The organism is Bacteroidota bacterium (genome assembly GCA_005882315.1).
Lineage (GTDB): Bacteria > Bacteroidota > Bacteroidia > Chitinophagales > Chitinophagaceae > VBAR01.
The window spans coordinates 427,417-449,367 of record VBAR01000003.1; the positions used below are offsets into that span (position 1 = coordinate 427,417).

Below are 21,951 nucleotides of genomic sequence, written 5' to 3' on the forward strand. Positions count from 1 at the left end.
CTATGAAACTATTCATCAAATGAAATTTTATTACACAAAGTTTTCAGGTTATGTATGCTGCAAAGGATGGCTGAAATTTCTTTTTCTGTTTTTCATTTATTTTCCGGTTAGTGCACAAGAACCACAACTCATGTTGCCCATTGGGCATTCTGCACAGATCAGGTCTGCTGAATTCAGTAAAGACGGTAAAAAAGCATTGACTATTGCTGCAGATGGTACGGCCAAATTATGGGAAACAGCTTCCGGCAAACTGCTTCAGGATTTTACACCTGCAGGTGATGCATCTATCACGGTAGTTAGCGATGCTAAGTTCAGTGACGATGGTAAACTTGTTTTTATTAGTTATGAAAACAGCAGCTTTAATGTATTTAGTACGCAAACTGGAAAAGAAGTATTTGATGATGCTATCTACATGCAAGACGGTCATTCTTTCGAAAAATTTGTCACACAATTCAGCCCGGATGGAAAATACTTGAGATTATACGACAAGGAATATTTCCATGAAGCTGAAGGTGAACCGATGGATACTACCCAGATTTTCGATCTTAATACCAATAAACTTGCTTTTAGATTAACTAAACAAAAAAACTATATCGATATCGGCGCTTATAGCAGAGATGGGAAAAAAATTGTAACTGTTCTTGCCGATAATATAATCAAAATATGGAATGGTCTTACCGGTGCTTTATTGAAAACCATTCCTGGTAGTAATGAAGTTTATATATCGGCACAATTTTCAGCAGACAATAAAAGTCTTTTACTTGTTACTTCAACTGGTACAATTCGGGTTATGGATGTGTTAACAGGAAAAAAGTCAAAGGAAATATCTTCACCATTATCAGAACAGGATATTGCATTAAACCTATTCAGCCCGGATGGCCATTATTTAGTAAAACTATATGGGTATCATAATGAGAGCCGATTTCCGGACCCTGATGAATTTTATTCAAGTAATTATTACGATACAGCAACTTTATGGGATCTGCAAACGGGTAAAAAGATATATCAACAAAATGATCTAAATACCAGGATATTAAATACCGACATTTCTTTTTTCAGCCCGGATGGGAAAAAAATAGTGATCCCTGAAAAAGGAAATATCATCCGGGTAAGAGAAACAAGTACTGGTAAAATTCTTTTTGAACTAAACGGACATGTAGATGAAATAAATGCTGCCCAGTTCAGTTCAGATGGAAAAATGATTCTTTCTTCATCAGCTGATAAAACTGCAAAAATCTGGGATGCTGCAACCGGTAAACTTATTTTGAATTTAAAAGGGCATAATGCACCTGTTAACAGTATCCGGCTAAGTAGCGATGGCAAAAAAATCATTACTGCCTCTGCTGATCGAACTGCAAAAATTTGGGATGTTTCTTCGGGAAAGGAATTAATGGTGTTGACGGGGCATACAAACAGTATTCTTGCTGCAAGGTTTAGTCCTGATGGGAAAAACATAGAATTCAAAACAAAAGAATATATAAAAACATGGAACGCTGAAACAGGAAAAATTTCCATGATACCCTATATTCCTGAAAATAGTTTGACGAATAATGAAGGGTTCGGTAAATCTTCAATCAGTTCTGATTCTGTTTATATGCTCTATTGGGCCGTTAATATAATTAATGTTTCTGAAGCAGGGGAGGATTTTATGGTAACTCATGAAAAAGAGTTGTTGCAGGATGTTCAATTCAGTCCCGATAGTAAAAAACTGATCATTACTTATAAGAACAGCCGCATTAAAGTTTATGATCTTGTTAATCGAAAATTCATTTACACTTTTATCGCTGTTGACAGTACCGGCTATTTAGTAAGCAATGAAAAATACCAATATGATGGAACAGAAGCTGCCCGTAAATTGCTTCACTTCACTTGCGATGGTGAAATAATAGAACTGAACCAGGTAAAAGACCAGTTATGGGTACCCAATCTCTGGGACAGAATAAATAAAGGCGATAGCATCAATGCAAAAACGATCAGTGAACTGAATATCTGCAAACTCACACCTCTTGTAGAAAATATCAGCAAGGGAGATATCACTCATTTCAAAATCACACCACGGCGTGGTGGGTTAGGAGAAACAGTTTTAATGCTGAATGGCATTGAATTAAAAAAGTACAAACCGGCTGAGTTGAAAAAAAATGCCGGTTTCTATGATCTGATCCTGAATAAAAATGATTTTAAAGATCTGTTGATAGCTGGAAAAGAAAACCAGCTGACAGTAAAAGCTTATACGTCCGATAACTTAGTTGTATCTCGCGGCGGTGATGTAGAAGTACAGGGCAGTGCCCGTGAAACTACACCACCTAATTTATATGCTGTGATGATCGGCGTAAGTGATTATAAAGGAAATGAACTGGATTTAAATTATGCGGCGAAAGATGCAACCAAAATATCCGATGCTATTTCAGTTACTTCAAAAAAATTACTGAATACAGATAGCATCAATCATGTCTTCATGTATAATCTTACTACAGAACCTATACGGTATCAATTGCCGGAAAAGAAAGCGGTTAAATCCGTTTTTGATTCTATTGCTTTAAAAGCAGGTGCCAATGATATTATTCTTATCTTCTTTGCAGGGCATGGTATTATGAAAGAAGTAGGTGGCAAAACACAATTCTTTTTTCTTACTGCAGATGCTTCCTCACTGACAGATGCAAGTGTATTAAAGGATGTTGCCATCAGTATGGATGAACTAACCGATTGGATAAAACCACAAAAAGTTAAAGCACAGAAACGCATTCTTATTTTTGATGCATGTAACAGTGGTCAGGCAATAAAGGATTTTGTAAAACTTGGGAATGGTCAACAGGATTTTGTTGCTGCAAGAAATGATGACAATGCTCAACAGGTAAAAGCAATTGATAAGCTGAATGAAAAATCTGGCCTGTTCATTCTTTCCGCATCAGCAAGCGGTAAAAATGCTTATGAACTGGGAAGACTATCACAGGGTTTACTTACTTACTCATTGCTGAAAGCGATCAAATTGCAACCGGATATTTTAGAAAATGGAAAGTATCTGAACCTAAGTCGTTGGTTCAGCGCAGCAGAAAAAACAGTATCTGAAATTTCCAGTGAGATAGTTGGAGAAAGACAAGAGCCGCAAATTGTTGCAAACACTAATTTTAATATTGGCCTGGTGGACGAAGAAGTATTGTCCAAAATTATTTTACCGCAGGAGAAACCAATAATCACCAATTGTAATTTTCAAAATGCCGATGAAGATATTGCAGCCGATAATCTTGGGTTAAATAAACTGATTGATCGGCAATTAAATGTCTTGTCAGACAATAGCAACGCTGGTTTTAGTTTTGTTGCTGGCTCTAATTCAACCGATGCTTATACGCTTAGCGGACGATACACAATCAAAGACAGTATAATTTCAATACGGGTTATCGTTCGTCAGAAGAATGAGATCGTATACCGGTATGAAAAAGAATCCGCAAAAGATAAACCTGCAGAACTGGCAGATAAAGTAGCAGCTGAAGCTTCAACATGGGTTGGAAATAAAAAGTAAATTGGTTTTATATTTATATTCTTGATACGCTTTGATAATATACAGGGAAAACAAAAGTTACTAATAGCAGTTTTGCTATCAGTACTACTATCGCTTTATATAAATGCCCAGCCACCAAGACCTATATTACAGCAGCCCAGACTTATGTTACCAATCGGGCATACGGATGGTGTGGTCTATGCACAATTCAGTCCGGATGGTAATAGAGTTGTGACAGCTTCATTAGATAAAACTGCAAAGATCTGGGATGCGGTTACAGGAGTATTACTTGCAGATCTGAAAGGACATACCGGTGTAATAAACTATGCAGCATTCAGCCCGGATGGAAAAAAGATCATAACTGTTTCAGGAAGCCTGACCCTGACTTCAGAAGATACTTTAGTTAAAATATGGGATGCAGTTAATGGCACATTTTTAGCGAACCTGACTCATTCCACTTATGTAGTCAGTGCGCAATTTAGCCCTGATGGCAAAAGGATAGTAACTGTAGGAAGAGATAAAAATGCATACTTATGGGATGCAGCGACGTATAAAAAACTATTTTCACTTACAGGTCACACGGATATTGTTAACTCTGCAAAGTATAGTGCAGATGGAAAAAAGATCATTACAGGTTCTTCTGATAATACAGCAATTATCTGGGATGCAAACAACGGTAGACGCATAGCAGATTTAAAAGGAAGAACTCACCAACAGGTAAACAATGCTTTTTTTAGCCCGGATGGATCTAAGATCATCACTATTCACCGCAACAATTTTGCCCGAATATGGAATGGAACTACTTATACAGTGCTGAACCCACTTATTGGCGTAAGTGCAGCAGAGTTTAGTCCTGACAGTAAACTGATCGTTTCAAGTACGATTGTAAATATTGGAATAGTTTGGGATGCTGAAACAGGTAAAGTATTAAAAAGCTTGTTACACGATAATCCAGTTGTTTCTGCCCGTTTTAGCCCCGATGGGAAAAAAATCGTTACCGCATCATATGACGGTACTGCCAAAATATGGAGTACTGAAAAATTAAGAGATACTGCTTTACTTGTTGCTATTGATACATTAGAAGGACATAACGATTGGCTGCTATATTCGCAATTCAGTAAGGATGGGAAAAAGATAGTAACAGCATCCACTGATGGAACAGCAATGGTATGGAATGCAAATGATGGAAATCTTTTAACTGAATTAAAAGGACATACAAAGATCATTAGTTCCGTACAAATAAGTCCTGGTAGTAAACAAATACTCACCGCATCTTATGATGGCTCAGCAAAAATTTGGGATGTTGCCAGAGGAACACTACTGTTAAATATTCCCAGCAATGGCGGTCTGCTTTCAGCAGAGTACAACACAGATGGAACAAAGATCATTACCGCCGCCGCTGATTCGGTAGCAAGAATATGGGATGCTGAAACCGGTCTACTTTTAAATGAACTGAAAGGACATGAACATTGGGTATTATCTGCACAGTTCAGCAAAGATGGAAAAAAAATTGTCACTTCTTCAAAAGACAAGACTGCGCTGGTATGGGATGCAAACACTGATACAATACTTCTTGAATTAAAAAAACATAAACTTCAGGTTAACTCAGCACAGTTTAGCCCGGATGGAAAAAAAATTGTAACAGCTTCAAATGATAAAACAGCGGATATATGGAATGCAGAAACGGGTGAATTGATCCGTGAGTTAAAAGGTCATACCTATCATGTTAATTCTGCAGAATTCAGTCCTGATGGAAAAAGAATTGTAACTGCATCCTGGGATAAAACAATCAGGATATGGAATGCAGAAACAGGCGACTCAATTTATTCTATAAAAAAACATACCGGTTGGGTTCATTCAGCCCATTATAGTAATGATGGGAAAAAAATTATTTCTGCTTCTGAAGATGGGACAGTAAAAGTATTTGATGCAAACTCTTTTGTTTTATTAAAAGATATTTATGTCGACCCTTATGGTGTAAATGCAGCGAGGTTCAGCCCTGATGGCGATAAAATGATCATTGCAACCTGGGGTAATACCTGTAAGCTCTGGGATGTAGCAACAAATAAAATGTTGTTTACTTTTTTTCCTGTTGACAGTATTGATTACCTGGTTGCAGACAGTAGTTTTCGTTATGATGGTACACAGGCTGCACGCAACCTGCTTTATTTCACTTGTGGTACAGAAGTCATTCAACTTTCACAGGTAAAAGATCAGTTATGGGTTCCGGGTTTAGCTGAAATGATCTTGAAAGGGGAGACTGTTGATTCAAAAACTTTGTATCAACTGGGTTTGTGCGGATATACGCCGCTTACAAAAGATACAGTAACTGCATCCGGTGAGTATAGGTTTAAGATCACACCTCGTGGTGGTAAGCTGGGCGAAACAGTTGTTTCAGTAAATGGAATTGAAACAAAAAAATATCAACCCAAAGAAATAAAAAATGGTAAAGGTGAGTATGAAGTGGTAGTGAACAAAAAAGATCTTGATAGTTTTCTAATCCCCGGAAAACAAAATACTCTTTCTGTAAAAGCGTATACAGAAGATAATAAAATAACATCTCGTGGCGGCGAAGTAATCGTAAACAGCGAAGAGAAAGGCCCCGTCGTAATGCCCAACTTATATGCTGTTATTATTGGAGTGAGTGATTATAAAGGTGATTCATTGGATTTAAAATATGCAGGCAAGGATGCCACCGATATATCAGCAGTAATTTCAAAAACTGCAAGAAAATACCTGAATACGGATGGTAAAGAACATGTATTTATTTATAACCTTACTACTGAACCCGGTAACAAACGAATGCCGGAAAAGAAGATCATAAAAGCAACCTTTGATTCTGTCGGGGAAAAAGCAACTGCAAATGATATTTTTATGTTGTTTTTCGCCGGACATGGATTGATGGCTGGGCCGGCAAACAAAAAACAATTTTATATTCTTACAAAGGAAGCAGTAAGCTTTAAATCTGCATCAGGTTTTAAAAATGATGGAATAAGTACTACTGAGATCCTAGAATGGATGAAACCACAGAAAATAAAAGCACAGAAAAGAGCCCTGATATTTGATGCTTGCAACAGCGGTCAGGCTATCACTGATTTCAGATCAAATGCGATAGCCACACAGGCCTTTATGGGAATGGGAAGTAATGACAAATCACAACAGGTAAGATCAGTTGATAAGCTGAATGAAAAATCAGGTTTTTTTATTCTTTCAGCATCAGCCCCAGATCAAAGTGCTTACGAGGTTACTCAACTATCGCAGGGTTTGCTTACATATGCATTGTTGAACGCCGTAAAAACAAATACGAATATATTTGAAAGCGATAGCCTGCTGAGTATTGGTAAATGGTTTGAAGTAGCAGGAGAAACTGTAACTAAAATGATCAAAGAAAATGGCGCCATACAGGATCCGCAGATCGTTCGCAACAATAATTTTTCAGTGGGCATTGTTGATAATGATGTTATCTCAATAATTAATTTACCCGAAAAGCAACCTTTGTTTGCTGCTGCTAATCTTCAAAATAAAAATGACGATTTTGGTAACGATGATCTTGAACTTAGCACTCTTGTAAATAAACAATTCCTCACCATTGCTTCAAGGGGCACTGGCAATAAAATAAAATTTATACCTGTTACCAATTCGCCTGATGCCTATAAGATAAACGGCAATTATACAGTAACAGATAATAATGTTGTTGTTTATCTTACTGTTAAGAATAATAAGGGAAGTAAACAATTACAAGTACCCGGTACCAAAGACAATCTTGGCAAACTGGCAGAAGATATAGTTACAGCAGCATCCAATTGGGCGTTGACGAATAAATAATTTTAATAGCTTAAATGAAAATATTACTAAAGAAATTTTTCATGATACTTTTTATACTTTTTACAAGCATAAAAAGTAATGCTCAAACTAAAAGAGCATTGATAATAGCTATTGAAAACTATCCAGCAGAAAGTGGATGGAAAACGCTGAATACATTAGGTGATGCAGTTCTGTTGAAAAATACGCTTTTGAACCAGGGGTTTCTTGCTGAGAATATCAAAGTTTTGACTGATAGCCAGGCTACTTTAAAAGGAATTGATGATGCGTTTGAACGTTTGATTACTAATGCCGGAGCTGGTGATAATATAGTTATTCATTTTTCATCTCACGGGGTACAGATAGAAGATGATAATATTGATGAAGAAGTAGACGGGCTGGATGAATCGATTGTTCCTTTTGATGCGATCTACTCTAGTAATGTCACCATCTTCGACAAGATAGCTGCAGGTTATTTCAGGGATGATGTCTTTGGCAATAAAATTAGCAGGCTGAGGAATAAAATCGGAGCTGCAGGTAATGTCTTAGTGATTATTGATGCATGTCACTCAGGAACAGCCACACGAGGTGATGGTCCGAAAGTGAGAGGCAGCATGCCTGCAATAGTAAGCGCCAATTTTAATAAGAAAAAAGCAAGCATAAAAGATTCGGCCGGTGTTTTTAAAGATCGTGATATGACGCTGAATGATGATGCCGCTTCGTATATAGTGATATCTGCAGCGCAAGCAACGGAGGACAATAAGGAGATATATGATGATGATGGTATAAGTGTAGTTGGGTCTTTATCTTATGCTGTAAGTAAAACCTTAAACACACTGGATGAAAAAATAACCTATCGGAGTTTGTTTGCACGTATTGAAAATATTTTACTTGAAAAAGTACCGAACCAAAAACCTGCACTTGAAGGCGATGGCATAGACCGGGAAGTATTTGGGGGGCAATACAAATTGCAGCAAACTTATTTTACAGGTACAGTTGATAAAGCCAATAAAAAAATAGTCAGCCTTGATGGCGGAACTGTATCAGGAATAACCAAAGGTTCTATTATAAATTTTTATCCGGCAGGAACAGAAAATTCCGATGGAAAAAAGCCTGTAGCTACTGGTACCGTAACAGCAGCAAAATATTTTACATCAACTGCAATGCTTTCAAAATCAAATCCATCGATTGGAAATAAACTCTATGCATTTGTTAGTCAACTAGCTTACGGCACTAAAAAAATAAAACTTGGCGTTGATTCATTAAGCAAAGAAGAGCTTGTAACGCTAAAAGCCAGTTTAAAGAATTTCCAATTGGCTGAGCTTATTAAACCACCTTACGATTTGTATTTTGGAAAATCCATGCAACCCGGAAATGTTTGGGCTTTGAGGAATACTGAAACTCGTGAAATATTTGCTGACAGCATCACCCTGGAAAATCCAAATCAGTTAAAGAAAGTTTTAAAACGATTTGACCGCTATCGTTATTTGCGGAACCTTGAATTTAACATGCCTGATCTTACTGCAAAAATTATGTTAGTATTAGTAGATGACAAAGGCGTTATTGATGTAAGGAAGACTGAGCAAAGAACTAAGCTGGGTGTATTGGAGATACAGCATGGTGATCTTGTCAGGCCATTGATCATTAACACCAGTAAAAGCAGTTTTTATGTAAATATTGTGGATATACAACCTGATGGAATTATTCAACCAATTATACCAAATAAAAAATTGAAGGACCTGAATAAAAACAATGCACCCATAAAATGGAGTGACTGTTTAGTAGCTCCAGGAGACACATTGAAGGTTACTTCAAAACAAGGCTTTGCAATCAGGATAAGCCCTCCATACGGCGAAGAAACATTTAAAATTTTTATTTCAAAAAATCCGCTTGACCTGGAAGAAATTCTTACGACAAATGGTACCAGTGATATTAACAGCAGGGGAGCCGGCAACCAGTTGAACAACCTTGTGAAAATTTTTAAAGACTCTGAAGTAAATGAATTAGGCTCGAGGGGAGGGCCTACAATTAATATGGATAAAGATGGTACAATTAAGAACCTGAATTTCCGGATCGTACCCAAACAGTGATTTCCTTTTGCTACCTGAATGTATAAACCGGATTGAGCCTGCACATTTTTTTTACGCATGTCGGACAGCACATTGAACAGCATTTTTTTGATGCAAGCTCAATGGCATTTTTCCTTAATTCAGACATCACCTTATTCCAGTCAGCAGTTGCCCAGCTATCACCACAATACACTTGCAGAGTTTGCCTGAAACTATAAGTAAAAAAGTTGCCAAGCTTATTGCTTGACCATGAAGCCTCGCCATTTTTAACGCCATTAGCTAGCAATGAAAATGGTTTGGGATCTAAAAAAAGTGATCTTACGTTTTTAGGGTTAAACCTCCATGTGTCATCTCCACGTTGTCCGGGTATTAAAGTACTTATCGGATCCTGGCCGATATTAATATTACAAACATCACTAAATACAAGGTTGAGTCTTGCCTGTTTCTTTTTTATCATTTCAAAAACTGACCGCATATAAAGTGCATTCTTCACTACATCAAGGCTATCTTTTGGTTCAAACTTTAAACTTATATAGGGATATTCATCTCTTGTATTAACACGAAACCCATGACCAAAAAAATGAAAAACAACAATGCCGTTTTTGCCGGGTTTCATTTTAGCAATTGCATTAACGATATTGGTTTTATTTAAATCATCTCCGGAAATAACTTGAAGAAAATAATTTGAGTCTGTTATACCGATATACTTCCGGATGGTATCATATGTTTTCATCATTTTATCTATGTCCATTATGCTATGTGCCCCGATACTTGGATCCTTGGTATCAGCAGCAATTAACACATACATTTTCATTTTTTTCTCCGGCTCACTAAGAGTCAGGGAGCCTCTGTCCGCAGGTCCGTATAAATTATAAAATAATTTATCAGTACCATTAAAGTAAATAGGAGCAACTTTTTTCTGGGTGGTTGGCTGAATATATTCTGAGTTGAAATTGGCACCTGCATCCATTACCGGGTTTACTTCAGATTTGCAAACACCCTTCGGTTCATGATAACCTGTAGCAGTATCAAGTTTATAAATGAATATGGGCAATGTAATATTTTTATAGGCTAGCCCTCTTGCAGTGTCTTTTGCTTTTACCACTTTAATAAGCAGTGTATTGTAGTCCTCTTTTCCTTCAGCATCTTTAGCAAAAAATTGGTCGACATCAGTCGCAGCAACAATAGTTTTACCTGTTACCGGATCTTTATATCTTAACCGTATAAGGTTTACACCATTATTATATTTGAAAAGAAATGCAGAATAAGTAGTAGTGTCGGTTGCATTATTGAAATTATATTTTGCCTGGTAAACAGTCTGTGAATAGGCAGGTAGGATAGCAAGCAGCATTAAAAACAAGAACAGTTGCTTTTTATTGCTCATATGGTGTATTTGTTTTCTAAGCTAAACAAAAACCTTCAATAGGCAGTTTTTTTTGGAAATCTTCAGGACTTATCGTACTCTTATAGCTTAAATTTTATACATAATGATAAACAACACCAAAACTGCTTTTAAAGCAATTGTTGCAATTGCGTTATTTGCATCATTTATTGCAACAGGCTGTAATGATGAAAAGAAAGTAGAAACAGAATCGACTAAAACAGACACAATTAAAATACCTGTTGGTGGCGATACAACTAATGCTGGTGATACTGGAAAGGGTCACCCCGTAACCCCGGTAAACAAAGAGGAAACTCCTCCGGCCAATTAGTTAACTCTGTAATTAATTTTTAAAGTCCCGTTTTAGTCGGGACTTTTTTATTTATTCTCCTCGGGGTGATGAATATGCTTGTGTAGTAACTTGCGTATCAACCAATGTTCAGCCCGGTGATGCAAAGGAATTAACACTGCTGCTGCTGCAACAAATATCAGGATCTCCAGTACGGGTGTATGATTGGTAAGTTTTGCAACTGTTGGGTGAAGCAGCAATGTCAGGTATTCAAAGAAAATAAGCAATGAAAGTATTCCTAATAATTTAATTACACGAATATGCATCTTTACCCGGCTCAGAAATAAAGTAAGCATAAAAAAGGCAGGGATAAAAATCCCTATAAACATCAACTGGAGCCGTTGCCTTCTTTCCTCTTCTTCTTTTATTTTTGCTTCAGCCATTTCACGTTGACGCAACTGTTCATCGCTTGAAAGGATCATGAGTCCACGAATACGTTCACGGCTGTAAACGGAATCATTCAATACCTTTTCAATATTTACATAAGCAAATGCGCTATCAATATTCTTTGTCTTCTTATAAATATCTGACAATTGTTTAACAGCATCCAATTGCCGGGAAATAAACCCGCCTGACTGACCGATATTGTAAGATCTTTTTGCATGTGTTACAGCAGAATCAAAATTATTAAAGAGAAGATATAGTTTCGCAAGACCTAAATGTGCTTCACATAGCAGATCATTATCATCAGTAGCACCCAGGTTCACAATAGCTGATTTATAATGTTCCAGTGAAAGCAGGTAATCGGATTGCTTACGATATAAATGCCCCAATCCTGTTTCAGAAGTGCCGATATAATCTTGATTGTTCAGGATCTTTGCTTCGCCTAATGCACGGCTATAAAAATAAAACGCTGAATCAAGAATATTCAGCCGGTCATAAGTATCCCCTATATTAATATTTCCATGATAGCGATAGGCATCAAGCTTTGCTGACTGTATAATTGAATCTGCTCTAAAATAATAACTCAGTGCTTTTCGATATTCTTCCTGGTACATGTATACAATGCCGATATTCATCAGCACACTCATCATATTCCGGGGCTTTATTCTTTGCTCCTCTATTTTCAGTTTTTGAAAATTATAGTCCAGTGCACGGGGATAATTGCCGATACGCATAAAGGTATTTGCTAAAATGCCTAATGATCTTGATTCACCTTCAACATATTTAATTCTACGAGCCAGGCTTAAAGCTTCCTGCGCAAGATGAATAGCAGTGTCGGGATTATAAATGCCTGCATAATCTGCCATTTGCCATAGATAAGTAACCCGGTTGCTGTCAGTTGTTTCTGTATTTAACAAACGAAGCATGCTATCAGCATTATATCGCTGCGAATAAGCTGTAAAAAAATTCAGGAAAAAAAGCAGAACTAAAAAAGATTTAGTTGCTGGTTTTTGAAAAAAACCAAAATAAAGTTTCAGTAACATTGGTGGATTGACTTGAGCAAAAAAGTGGGTGTAAAGTAAATATTAAATCCGTAACTGGAAATTTTTTCTACACAACATAAGCCTCCCTTTCAGCTACATCCTTTCTGTTAAATACTGGTAAGAAATTAAATTTTAGTGAAACTGAATTTCTGTCCACCTACTGATGCCTCATACATCAGTCCGCCTTTTGTTTGAGAAAAGATCATAACACCATCTTTATATTTCATATTGGCTGATGCACCGGCAGTAACAGCAACAGCAGATGCCTGTGCAGAAAACTCAAATTTATTTTCTTTAAACCGTTCAAGCTCTGCTTTTGTCTCAAAGAATATTACTTCACGGTAAGCCTGGCCGCCCCACTGAAAACCGATGGAGGCCTGTTTCATCTTTGCCATGCCTATCAAATTTCCTCCCTCGTAAACAGCCCCATTCCCAGCTGCGCCACCAATGCCAATTGCACCTTTCCCTACATTGGGAAAAATTACATATGCATAAGCACTACTAAAGATGCTGCTCATCGGACCATCTGCTTTAATAAAAGCTGCTTTGGCTTCATTTGCATCAGTCACAACTTTTTGGTCCTTTGAACTTGTTTGTGCATATGAATTAAATTGAACAAGCATCAATGCGATCAGGAAGAATCTTACTACAATGTAATTGGGTGCTAATGTTTTCATTTCAATAATTTTATACAATTTACAGGATTTATTCTGGTACTGATAAAAATCAAAAAAAATGCCATTCTAATTTTACCCACACAATAAAGCATCCGAATCCCAAATCTTGATTTTTATTATTAAATTAGATGTATGAACAAGAATCTACTCCTCAGTATTTCAGCACTAGCACTTGCAGGTCTTGGTGCTTATATGATATATCTTGGAAATGATAAGCATATGCTACCGCCAACACTTACCGGTATTGGGTTCATTATTATTGCAATTGCATTTGTGGGGTTAAGGAAATAACTCAATTAAATTCTTGTAGACTTATAGTTAATCACACTCCCAAAGTCACAATAATTTAATTGCTGTTATTTAATTGTTTGCCTACCTTTCATATCTCATTGGCAGGAACTCCACTGGCAATCATTTATTCCACTTAAAAATTATTTTATGTTAGAAACAAAAGAATCACCCGTTGCGGATGTTGTTGAAACAAGGTTACCATCCAAATCATATGCAGCAATGGCTGCTTCAGAAGACCTGGTACCATGGGATTTTACAAGAAGAAAACCCCGTCCGCATGATGTGCTGTTGGAAATAAAATATTGCGGCATCTGTCATACAGATATACATTTTATCCGAAATGATTTTGGAATGTCATCATATCCGTTAGTGCCAGGTCATGAAATGGTTGGCATAGTAACCGAAGTAGGGGATCATGTTACCAAATTCAAAGTTGGCGATACAGTTGGTGTTGGTTGTATGGTAGATTCATGCAGGGAATGCGATAATTGCAAACAAGACCTTGAGCAATACTGTTTGGGTGGGGTTAGTTTTAGTTATGGTAGCCCAGAAAGACATGGTGATGGTACTACTTATGGTGGGTATTCAAACCAGATTGTATGCGATGAAAACTTTGTACTTAAAGTAGATAAGAAACTACCACTAGATAAAGCTGCTCCTTTATTGTGTGCTGGTATTACTACTTACTCGCCGTTGCGCAACTGGAAAGTAGGGAAGGGGCAGAGAGTAGCTGTAGTTGGTTTAGGTGGCCTCGGGCATATGGGAGTAAAATTCGCTGTGGCTTTTGGTGCAGAAGTAACAGTGCTCAGCACTTCTCCATCAAAAAAAGAAGATGCAATGAGATTAGGTGCTCACAAATTTGTAGTGACAAAAGATGAGGAGCAGGTAAAAGGGGTACAGAACTATTTTGATTTTATCCTTGATACCGTAGCTGCCGACCATGATTGTAATTTTTACCTGACCATGCTCAGAACAAAAGGTACAATGGTTTGTGTAGGTCTACCTCCATCACCGGCACAGATACCAGCTTTCAATCTTATCTTCCAGGGCAGAAGCATTGCAGGTTCATTGATTGGTGGCATTGCAGAAACACAGGAGATGCTTGATTTCTGTGCGACCCACAATATCACTGCTGATATTGAACTGATCGATATCAAAGATGTGAACAAAGCATTTGATAGAATGGAAAAAAGCGATGTGAAGTACAGGTTTGTAATTGATATTGCAACGCTTTAACGAACTACAAAATAAAATTGAACGGCTCTGTTTAGCATTTTAAACAGGGCTGTTTTTATTAATTGATCCATCGGTAAAACGGATGAACGCCAGGAATTTTTCTCATTGATATATCTCCATTTTAAGTCTTGTCTCTTCCAGGTCCAGTTCCTTTTCAATCTTTCTTATTATTTCTTCACTTGCTTTGCCCTGATGGTGCAATCTTTCAAGTGTTTTCCTTTCTACACCTATCATGTCTATTTGTACCTGGGTGTATTCATTAAAAATATTGCCACCTAAAGTTTCGCCTTTTCCAAAGTAGTTGGCAGGAAGATCTGTTTTTTGGAGCCGGTTATATTTTACTTCGTACTTGCTTTTAATATTGTTCAGTAATGTATCATGCATTAAAGAAAGGTTTTCTTCGATATGCGTTATTGTTTCTGTGGCAACATAATTGCGGACCTCGTATTCTTCTGCAGCCATGGAATGTTTTTGAAGCTTTAATTTTTTTATTACCCATGGAAGTGTGAGTCCTAAAAATACCAGCGTAGATACAATTACACAAAAAGTAAGATAGATCACAAGGTTCCTATGTGGGAAAGGAATATTACTAGCCAATGTAAGTGGCAATGCCAATGCAGCTGCCATTGACACTACACCACGCATACCTGCCCATGCGAATACATATATATTACGTGGGTTGATATTATCTCTTATGATTTCATTTCGCAGTCGAGGCACCAAAACGCGGGGCAATATCCAGATAAACCTTACAGCAATTACAACCAGGCTGATCACAATGCCATACAATGCTAATGTACTTATTGGATAGTCGCTTATTCCCTGCATTACACTACGCAGTTGCAAGCCAAGTAGGATAAAGACGAGGCTGTTTAAAATAAACGCTACTACCTCCCATACTGAATAAGCCATTATCCTGCTTTCATGACTGAATATCTGGCTGGAACGAAAAGAAAGATATAAGCCTGTTGTTACAACGGCGATGACACCCGAAAGATGAAACCGTTCAGCAAGCAGATACGATGCAAAAGGAGTGAGGAAAGTAAGTGTTACTTCAATCACCGGGTCACACACAAATTTTTTATGAATGAGATACATCCCATACCCAATAGCAAGGCCGATGGCAGCGCCGCCTGCAACTACCAGTATAAAGTTGAATCCGGCCTGCCACAAAACAAAATTACCAGCAGTGATTGCTGTTAAAGCATATTTATAAACAATCAATCCACTGGCATCATTTACAAGGCTTTCGCCTTCTATTATTGCTATCACTTTAGGATGTAATCCCAATCCTTTAGTGATGGAAGTGGCCGCAACAGCATCAGGAGGTGAAACAATAGCACCAATAAGAAATGCCAATGGCCAGCTAATACCCGGTATCAGAAAGTAGGCGACAACTGCTACCAGTGATGTGGTAAATAACACAAGACCCACAGCAGCTCGGGTAATAGAACTTATAGAGCTTTTGAAATTATTCCAGCTGGTATTCCACGCCGCATAGTATAAAAGGGGTGGCAAAAAGATGACAAAAATAATTTCAGGATTAAGCGATATTACCGGTAAACCTGGCACCAGGCTTATAGCAATTCCTGAAATTATCAATATGATCGGGAAAGGGAATTTGTAGCGGAAACTCAGCAGTCCCAAAAAAGTAATACCAAAGAGAAATAATATAATTACACTGACATTTTCCATACTCTAAAATTAGGAGTTTGGAAGATATATCCTTTATAAGACGGGTTATGCATTTTTGGGTAATAAAATACACAGTAGGTGTGATTGATGTAAGTTATTTAGATAGTTGTGTAATACTATATCATTCAAAGTAGTTCATCTTTACCTCTTACAGAATGCAGGTTTTCCGTAAATCTCATTCTCTGTCTAAAAAAACCATTTTCTATACTAAAACAGTTCAGAACTAACTGTGAAGTGGTTAAAAAATAATTTCTGGCAAGGTTTTTCTATACACTTTCTTAAACAGGATGATATTATGCGCTTTATAATTACCAAAAAACTATGCTGTTATGTAAAATTCATTTTTTTATTGTTATCACTTTTGATAACAAGTATTAGTTATAGCCAAATGGCTCCGGTTTATGTTTCAAAAGATTCTTCTTATAAAATAGTTGTTGCGGGTCCGCAATATAATACTGATCCAGCTCATCAAAAACGCTGGGGCACTCATTACCGTAAAGAATGGGCAACTCCGGTAAAAGTTAAAGTAGTAAAACTAGACACACTTGCAGGCGGGTTAATCCCATATGAAAAAGGGGGAGGACGTCAATCAAAAACATTAAGGTTGCGGGATAAAGAGGGAAGGGAGTATGTATTAAGAAGTATTGACAAATCTTTTGGCAAAGCATTACCCGAAATTTACCAGGGCACTTTCATTGAAACTATTATTGATGACCAGGTTTCCATTGCACATCCTTATTCAGCAGTTACTATTGCCCCTATGGCAGAAGCGGCTAAAATTTATCATACATGGCCTGAAATTATTTTCTTACCTGAACAACCTGCATTAGATACATTTAATAAAGATTTTGCCAACCAACTTTATCTTTTTGAACAACGTCCCGATGAAAATTGGGAAACAGCTCCAAACTTTGGTAACTCAAAAAAAATTGTCGGAACAGAAAAACTACTTGAAGAACTTGCAGAAGACAATGATCACAGTGTTGATCAGTTAGCATTTATAAAAGCAAGGTTATTTGATTTTTTCATCGGTGATTGGGGAAGGCATGAAGACCAGTGGAGATGGGCAGCTTTTAATGATGGTGATAAAAAGATCTTCAGACCTGTTCCAAGAGACCGCGACCAGGCTTTTACAAAATTGGATGGTAAAAGGCTAAGCAGTGTAATTTCAGTTGCAGGGTTCGGCCATTTGCAATCGTTCGACTCTACAATTAAAGATATAACGACGTATAACTTTCCTGCACGCAACCTCGACAGGCGAATGGCGAATGAACCTTCATTAAAACAATGGGTGACAATTGCAGAAGATCTGAAACATTTACTTACTGATAGAGTTATTGAGGAGGCAGTAGGCCTTCTCCCTCCCGAAGTATTTCCTGTTTCAGGAAATGAAATGATCAGTAAATTAAAATCACGCCGTAATCATCTTGTTGAATATGCAACAGTTTATTATAAATTTCTTGCTGAAAATGTTGATATCCCCGGCAGTGATAAAAAAGAATTTTTCGAAATAAGCAGGGTAAATGATAATGAGACAACGGTAGAAATATATAAGATCAAAAAAGATGGAGAAAGAGGAAAGGAACCATTTTACAACCGGAAGTTTTTTACAACTGAAACAAATGAAATAAGATTGTATGGTATGAATGACAATGATGTGTTCAGCATCAATGGCTCATCCGGCAAAGGAATTCTTATCCGTGTGATCGGAGGTGAAGGAAAAGATTCAGTCATTGACGCCTCATCTGTTTCCGGCAGTAAAAAACTAACCCAGGTATATGATTCTGAAAAAAGTGGTTTTATTGCTTCCGATGAAACGAGACTGCATATCAGCAATGATTCTGCAATGAATTCATACAACTATAAAAGTTTTGATTATGACGGTAAAGGGCCGCGGTTTAGTGCAGGATTTATTTCAGTGACAATCGGCTTTGGCAAAAAAACAGAACAATGGCGTAAAGAGCCGGTTGGCCACGACCAAAGTATTAAAGTGAAATATTCTCTTACCCGTGCGTCGGTGAATCTTGAATACAATAGTATTTTTTACCAGGCAATCGGTAAATGGAATGCAGTCCTTACTGCAGGTGCAGGAATACCTACTGTCGTTAATTTCTTTGGAGTAGGAAATGAAAGCATATATTATTCTTCTTTTGGTACCCGTTATTACCGGTTGCGTAGCCAGGAGTTTTATGGCAAAGCAGGTATCAACCGCAATATGGGCCACCATTTCGTGGGGTTTAACGGGTTTTATCAAACAGTAAAGATCAAAGAGGATGAGTCTCGTATTATAAAAGATTTTGCCACGGACAATCTCGAAATTAATTTAGAAAGAGCACATTTTGTAGGTGGAGAAATAAAATACAAGTATCAAAAAACAGACGACCCTGTCATTCCGGTAAAAGGATTTACTTTTCAAACTGCTGCATCCTATACACATAATCTGAATACAAGTGATCATTCATTTATGCGACTTACATCTGAGGCGGCTGTTTACATTCCTGTTTTTAAATTTATATCACTTGCTTTTCGTGCAGGTGGATCTACATTGAGTGGTACGCCGGAATTTTATCAATTAAACACAATAGGCAGCGATCAAAACCTGAGGGGTTTCCGTAAAGAAAGGTTTTATGGGAAACAAAGTTTCTATAATAATAATGAGGTACGGTTAATGTTCGATGCAAGAAGTAAGGTGTTTAACGGGAAGATTGGGGTGATAGGATTTTATGATGTAGGCCGTGTATGGTATCCTGGCGAACAATCGAACTCATGGCATATCGGCTATGGCCCTGGAATATTTCTTTCCTTATTTAATAAAGTAACATTAAGCGGTACATATGGTATGTCAAAAGAAGATCGTGTCGTTTCAGCTTACGTAGGTTTTTATTTCTAACTAAGAACTTACATAAAAACCTAAAAAATGATTGCCACCTTAAAAAATACATTCTCCGAAGCCGGCAATTTTACAATCTTCATTGCAAGGTTTTTTAAAGAAGTTATAAAACCTCCTTATGAATTAAAAGAGTTTCTGCGACAGTGCTATACGATCGGTTATAAATCGATGCCCCTGGTTGCCATCACTGGTTTCATAATGGGATTAGTTCTTACTATTCAATCGCGGCCAACATTGGCTGAGTTTGGCGCTGAATCATGGCTTCCCGGAATGGTTGCACTTTCGTTAATACGTGAAATTGCTCCCGTTATCACAGCGTTGATTTGTGCCGGAAAAATTTCTTCTGGTATAGGCGCTGAATTAGGATCAATGAAAGTGACTGAGCAAATTGATGCAATGGAAGTATCTGCAATTAATCCTTATAAATACTTAGTTGTAACAAGAGTACTTGCTACGACCCTGATGGTTCCACTCCTGGTAGTTTTTGCAGATGGCATTGGGATTTTAGGAGGCTTTGCAGGTATTAATATTCATAGTGATGTAACAATGTACCGTTATTTTGCCCAGGTGCTTTCTTCATTGGAGTTTTTAGATATTATTCCAGCCACTCTTAAAACTTTTTTCTTTGGTTTTTTTATTGGGTTGATCGGTTGCTACAAAGGATTCACCGCAGCCAACGGGACGGAGAGTGTAGGTAAGGCTGCTAACTCTGCAGTAGTAACCGCATCACTTACAATATTTATTATTGATATGATCGCTGTGCAGCTAACCGATCTTTTATCCTGATAAAAATGATACAGACAGAAACAAATACAAAAAAATATAGAGTTGCTGATTATTCAGCTCCTGTAATCGACATAAAAGGTTTGTATAAGTCTTTTGGAAAAAATACTGATATCCTGAAAGGAATTGACCTTACTGTAAAAAAAGGTGAGAACCTTGTGGTGTTGGGTAAATCCGGCTCGGGAAAATCAGTTTTAATAAAATGCCTTGTAGGTTTAGTTATGGCAGATAAAGGCGAATTAAAAGTGTTTGATACAGACATTACCAAACTGAATAACCAGCAACTGAATGAAATAAGAGTAAGGATTGGCTTTCTTTTTCAGAATTCAGCATTGTATGATTCAATGAGTGTAAGGGAAAATCTTTCTTTTCCGTTAAAACGTCATTCAAAAAAATCAACGAACAAAGAAGTAGATGAAGCAATACAATCAGTACTGGGAAGTGTGGGGCTAACAGAAGCTATTGATAAAATGCCTGCTGAGTTATCAGGTGGTATGCGCAAAAGAATCGGGTTGGCTCGAACACTTATTTTACAACCAGAGATCGTATTGTATGATGAACCAACAACAGGTTTAGATACTATCACTTCACGGGAAATAAGTGAACTGATACTAAGCGTTCAGAAAAAATATAAAACAACTTCTATTATTATCACCCATGATATGGCTTGTGCAAAATTGACCGGCGACAGGCTGGTAATTTTAAAAGATGGTGTAATGGTAGCAGAAGGAAGCTATGAAGCACTGGAGAAAAGCGATGATGCATGGGTGCGTTCATTTTTTAATTAGTTATTTATTAAAACATAAGTTATGCGTAAAGAATCCGGCTCCTCATGGAAATTGGGAGTTTTTGTAGTAGTAGGTTTGGTGTTATTTGTGGCAACGATCTATTTTGTAGGCAAACAAAAAAATATATTCGGAAATACCTTTCACATAAGTGCAACATTCAAAACTGTAAGTGGTCTGAAAGTAGGCAATAATGTTCGCTTTTCGGGTATTAATATCGGGAACGTATCTGATGTCGAATTGCTAACGGATACATCTGTAATGGTTGACCTGGTGATTAGAAAAAAATACCAGGAGTTTATTAAAAAGGATGCAAAAGCGAGTATTGGTTCTGACGGTTTGATGGGCGATAAAGTATTAACTATTTCTCCCGGTACCGTTGGTAATAGTCCAGTAAAAAACGGTGATATCATCCTTACAAAAAATGCTATAGAAATGGAAGATGTAATGCTGAGTGCAAAAACCAGCGTGGATAATGCCGGCATTATAACAGATCAGCTGGCACAATTCACTACCAAAATGAATAATGGCAATGGCGCCTTATCAAAATTGATAAGTGATGAGAAGTTTTCGAATAGTCTTCAGAGTACATTGGTCAACCTGCAAACCGCTTCAAATGAGTTTGCGATGTTTACAGCTAAAATTAATAATAGTGGATTGACTGAATCACTTGATACAACCATGGTTAATATAAAGGGTGCTACCAAAGGACTTAATGAAAATATGGAAGCTGCAAAAAATAATATTCTATTGAGAGGTTTTTTTAATAAAAAGAAAAAAGCAGATGCTAAAATAGCTGCTGAATTAAAAAAAGAAGAAGATAAAAAGAAGAAACAGCAAATTAAAAACACTGAAGATTCTCTAAAAAAGATCAAACCAGTAGTTCCTTCAAGTAAGATAACAAGCAGTTAAACATACCAATACTGCATTAATTGATCAATAAAGAATATATATCTATTCACTTTTTATATAATTCTCCCTGAGATACCAGCAACACCAATCCTGTTCTGGTTAATATTGATCTGTACAATAGCTGCATACTAAAGTTATATTCACATCTTCATAAGCCAC

General features: G+C 37.2%; 13 protein-coding genes. 9 read left to right on the forward strand and 4 right to left on the reverse strand.

Features of this window, described 5'->3' with window-relative positions; genetic code table 11:
• The first annotated feature begins 19 nt into the window (after positions 1-19).
• From E6H07_15295 to E6H07_15305, 3 genes are all read left to right on the forward strand, one after another.
• Positions 20-3,517, forward strand: coding sequence for a hypothetical protein (locus E6H07_15295; protein ID TMI62770.1), 3,498 nt, complete (start codon positions 20-22; stop codon positions 3,515-3,517).
• A gap of 144 nt (positions 3,518-3,661) precedes the next feature.
• Positions 3,662-7,321 (forward strand): hypothetical protein, encoded by a 3,660-nt coding sequence (locus E6H07_15300; GenBank protein TMI62771.1) that lies wholly within the window; start codon positions 3,662-3,664, stop codon positions 7,319-7,321.
• Between the two features lie 14 nt (positions 7,322-7,335).
• Positions 7,336-9,387, forward strand: a complete 2,052-nt coding sequence (locus tag E6H07_15305; protein ID TMI62772.1) for a DUF4384 domain-containing protein — start codon at positions 7,336-7,338, stop codon at positions 9,385-9,387.
• Positions 9,388-9,397: 10 nt separating this feature from the next.
• Here E6H07_15305 and E6H07_15310 read toward each other — a convergent pair whose 3' ends face one another.
• The gene (locus tag E6H07_15310) at positions 9,398-10,750 is read right to left on the reverse strand and encodes a caspase family protein (GenBank protein ID TMI62773.1); all 1,353 of its coding nucleotides are present in this window, start codon (positions 10,748-10,750) and stop codon (positions 9,398-9,400) included.
• 103 nt (positions 10,751-10,853) lie between these two features.
• Between E6H07_15310 and E6H07_15315 the strand changes: the two genes are divergently transcribed.
• A complete protein-coding gene (locus E6H07_15315) occupies positions 10,854-11,078 on the forward strand; it encodes a hypothetical protein (protein TMI62774.1) in 225 nt (74 codons plus the stop codon).
• 47 nt (positions 11,079-11,125) lie between these two features.
• Here the strand turns inward: E6H07_15315 and E6H07_15320 are convergent, their stop codons facing one another.
• Both E6H07_15320 and E6H07_15325 read right to left on the reverse strand, forming a co-directional pair.
• Entirely contained in the window at positions 11,126-12,523 is a 1,398-nt protein-coding gene (locus E6H07_15320) for a tetratricopeptide repeat protein (protein TMI62775.1), read from the reverse strand.
• Between the two features lie 125 nt (positions 12,524-12,648).
• A complete protein-coding gene (locus E6H07_15325) occupies positions 12,649-13,200 on the reverse strand; it encodes a hypothetical protein (GenBank protein TMI62776.1) in 552 nt (183 codons plus the stop codon).
• A 438-nt stretch (positions 13,201-13,638) separates the two neighbouring features.
• On the opposite strand from E6H07_15325, the gene E6H07_15330 reads away from it, so the two are divergent.
• On the forward strand, positions 13,639-14,727 hold the full coding sequence (locus E6H07_15330; GenBank protein TMI62777.1) for an NAD(P)-dependent alcohol dehydrogenase: 1,089 nt from the start codon (positions 13,639-13,641) through the stop codon (positions 14,725-14,727).
• A gap of 102 nt (positions 14,728-14,829) precedes the next feature.
• Here the strand turns inward: E6H07_15330 and E6H07_15335 are convergent, their stop codons facing one another.
• Positions 14,830-16,422, reverse strand: coding sequence for a Na+/H+ antiporter (locus E6H07_15335; protein ID TMI62778.1), 1,593 nt, complete (start codon positions 16,420-16,422; stop codon positions 14,830-14,832).
• Positions 16,423-16,717: 295 nt separating this feature from the next.
• Between E6H07_15335 and E6H07_15340 the strand changes: the two genes are divergently transcribed.
• Genes E6H07_15340 through E6H07_15355 form a run of 4 tightly spaced genes read left to right on the forward strand, consistent with a single transcriptional unit; the run spans position 16,718 to position 21,792 of the window.
• Positions 16,718-19,312 carry a hypothetical protein gene (locus tag E6H07_15340; GenBank protein ID TMI62779.1) on the forward strand — a complete coding sequence of 865 codons (2,595 nt, stop codon included), beginning with the start codon at positions 16,718-16,720 and terminating at the stop codon, positions 19,310-19,312.
• A gap of 27 nt (positions 19,313-19,339) precedes the next feature.
• Entirely contained in the window at positions 19,340-20,098 is a 759-nt protein-coding gene (locus E6H07_15345; GenBank protein TMI62780.1) for an ABC transporter permease, read from the forward strand.
• Between the two features lie 5 nt (positions 20,099-20,103).
• On the forward strand, positions 20,104-20,883 hold the full coding sequence (locus E6H07_15350) for an ATP-binding cassette domain-containing protein (GenBank protein TMI62781.1): 780 nt from the start codon (positions 20,104-20,106) through the stop codon (positions 20,881-20,883).
• 21 nt (positions 20,884-20,904) lie between these two features.
• Complete coding sequence (locus tag E6H07_15355) at positions 20,905-21,792, forward strand: MCE family protein (protein ID TMI62782.1); 888 nt, start codon at positions 20,905-20,907, stop codon at positions 21,790-21,792.
• The last annotated feature ends 159 nt before the right edge of the window (positions 21,793-21,951 follow it).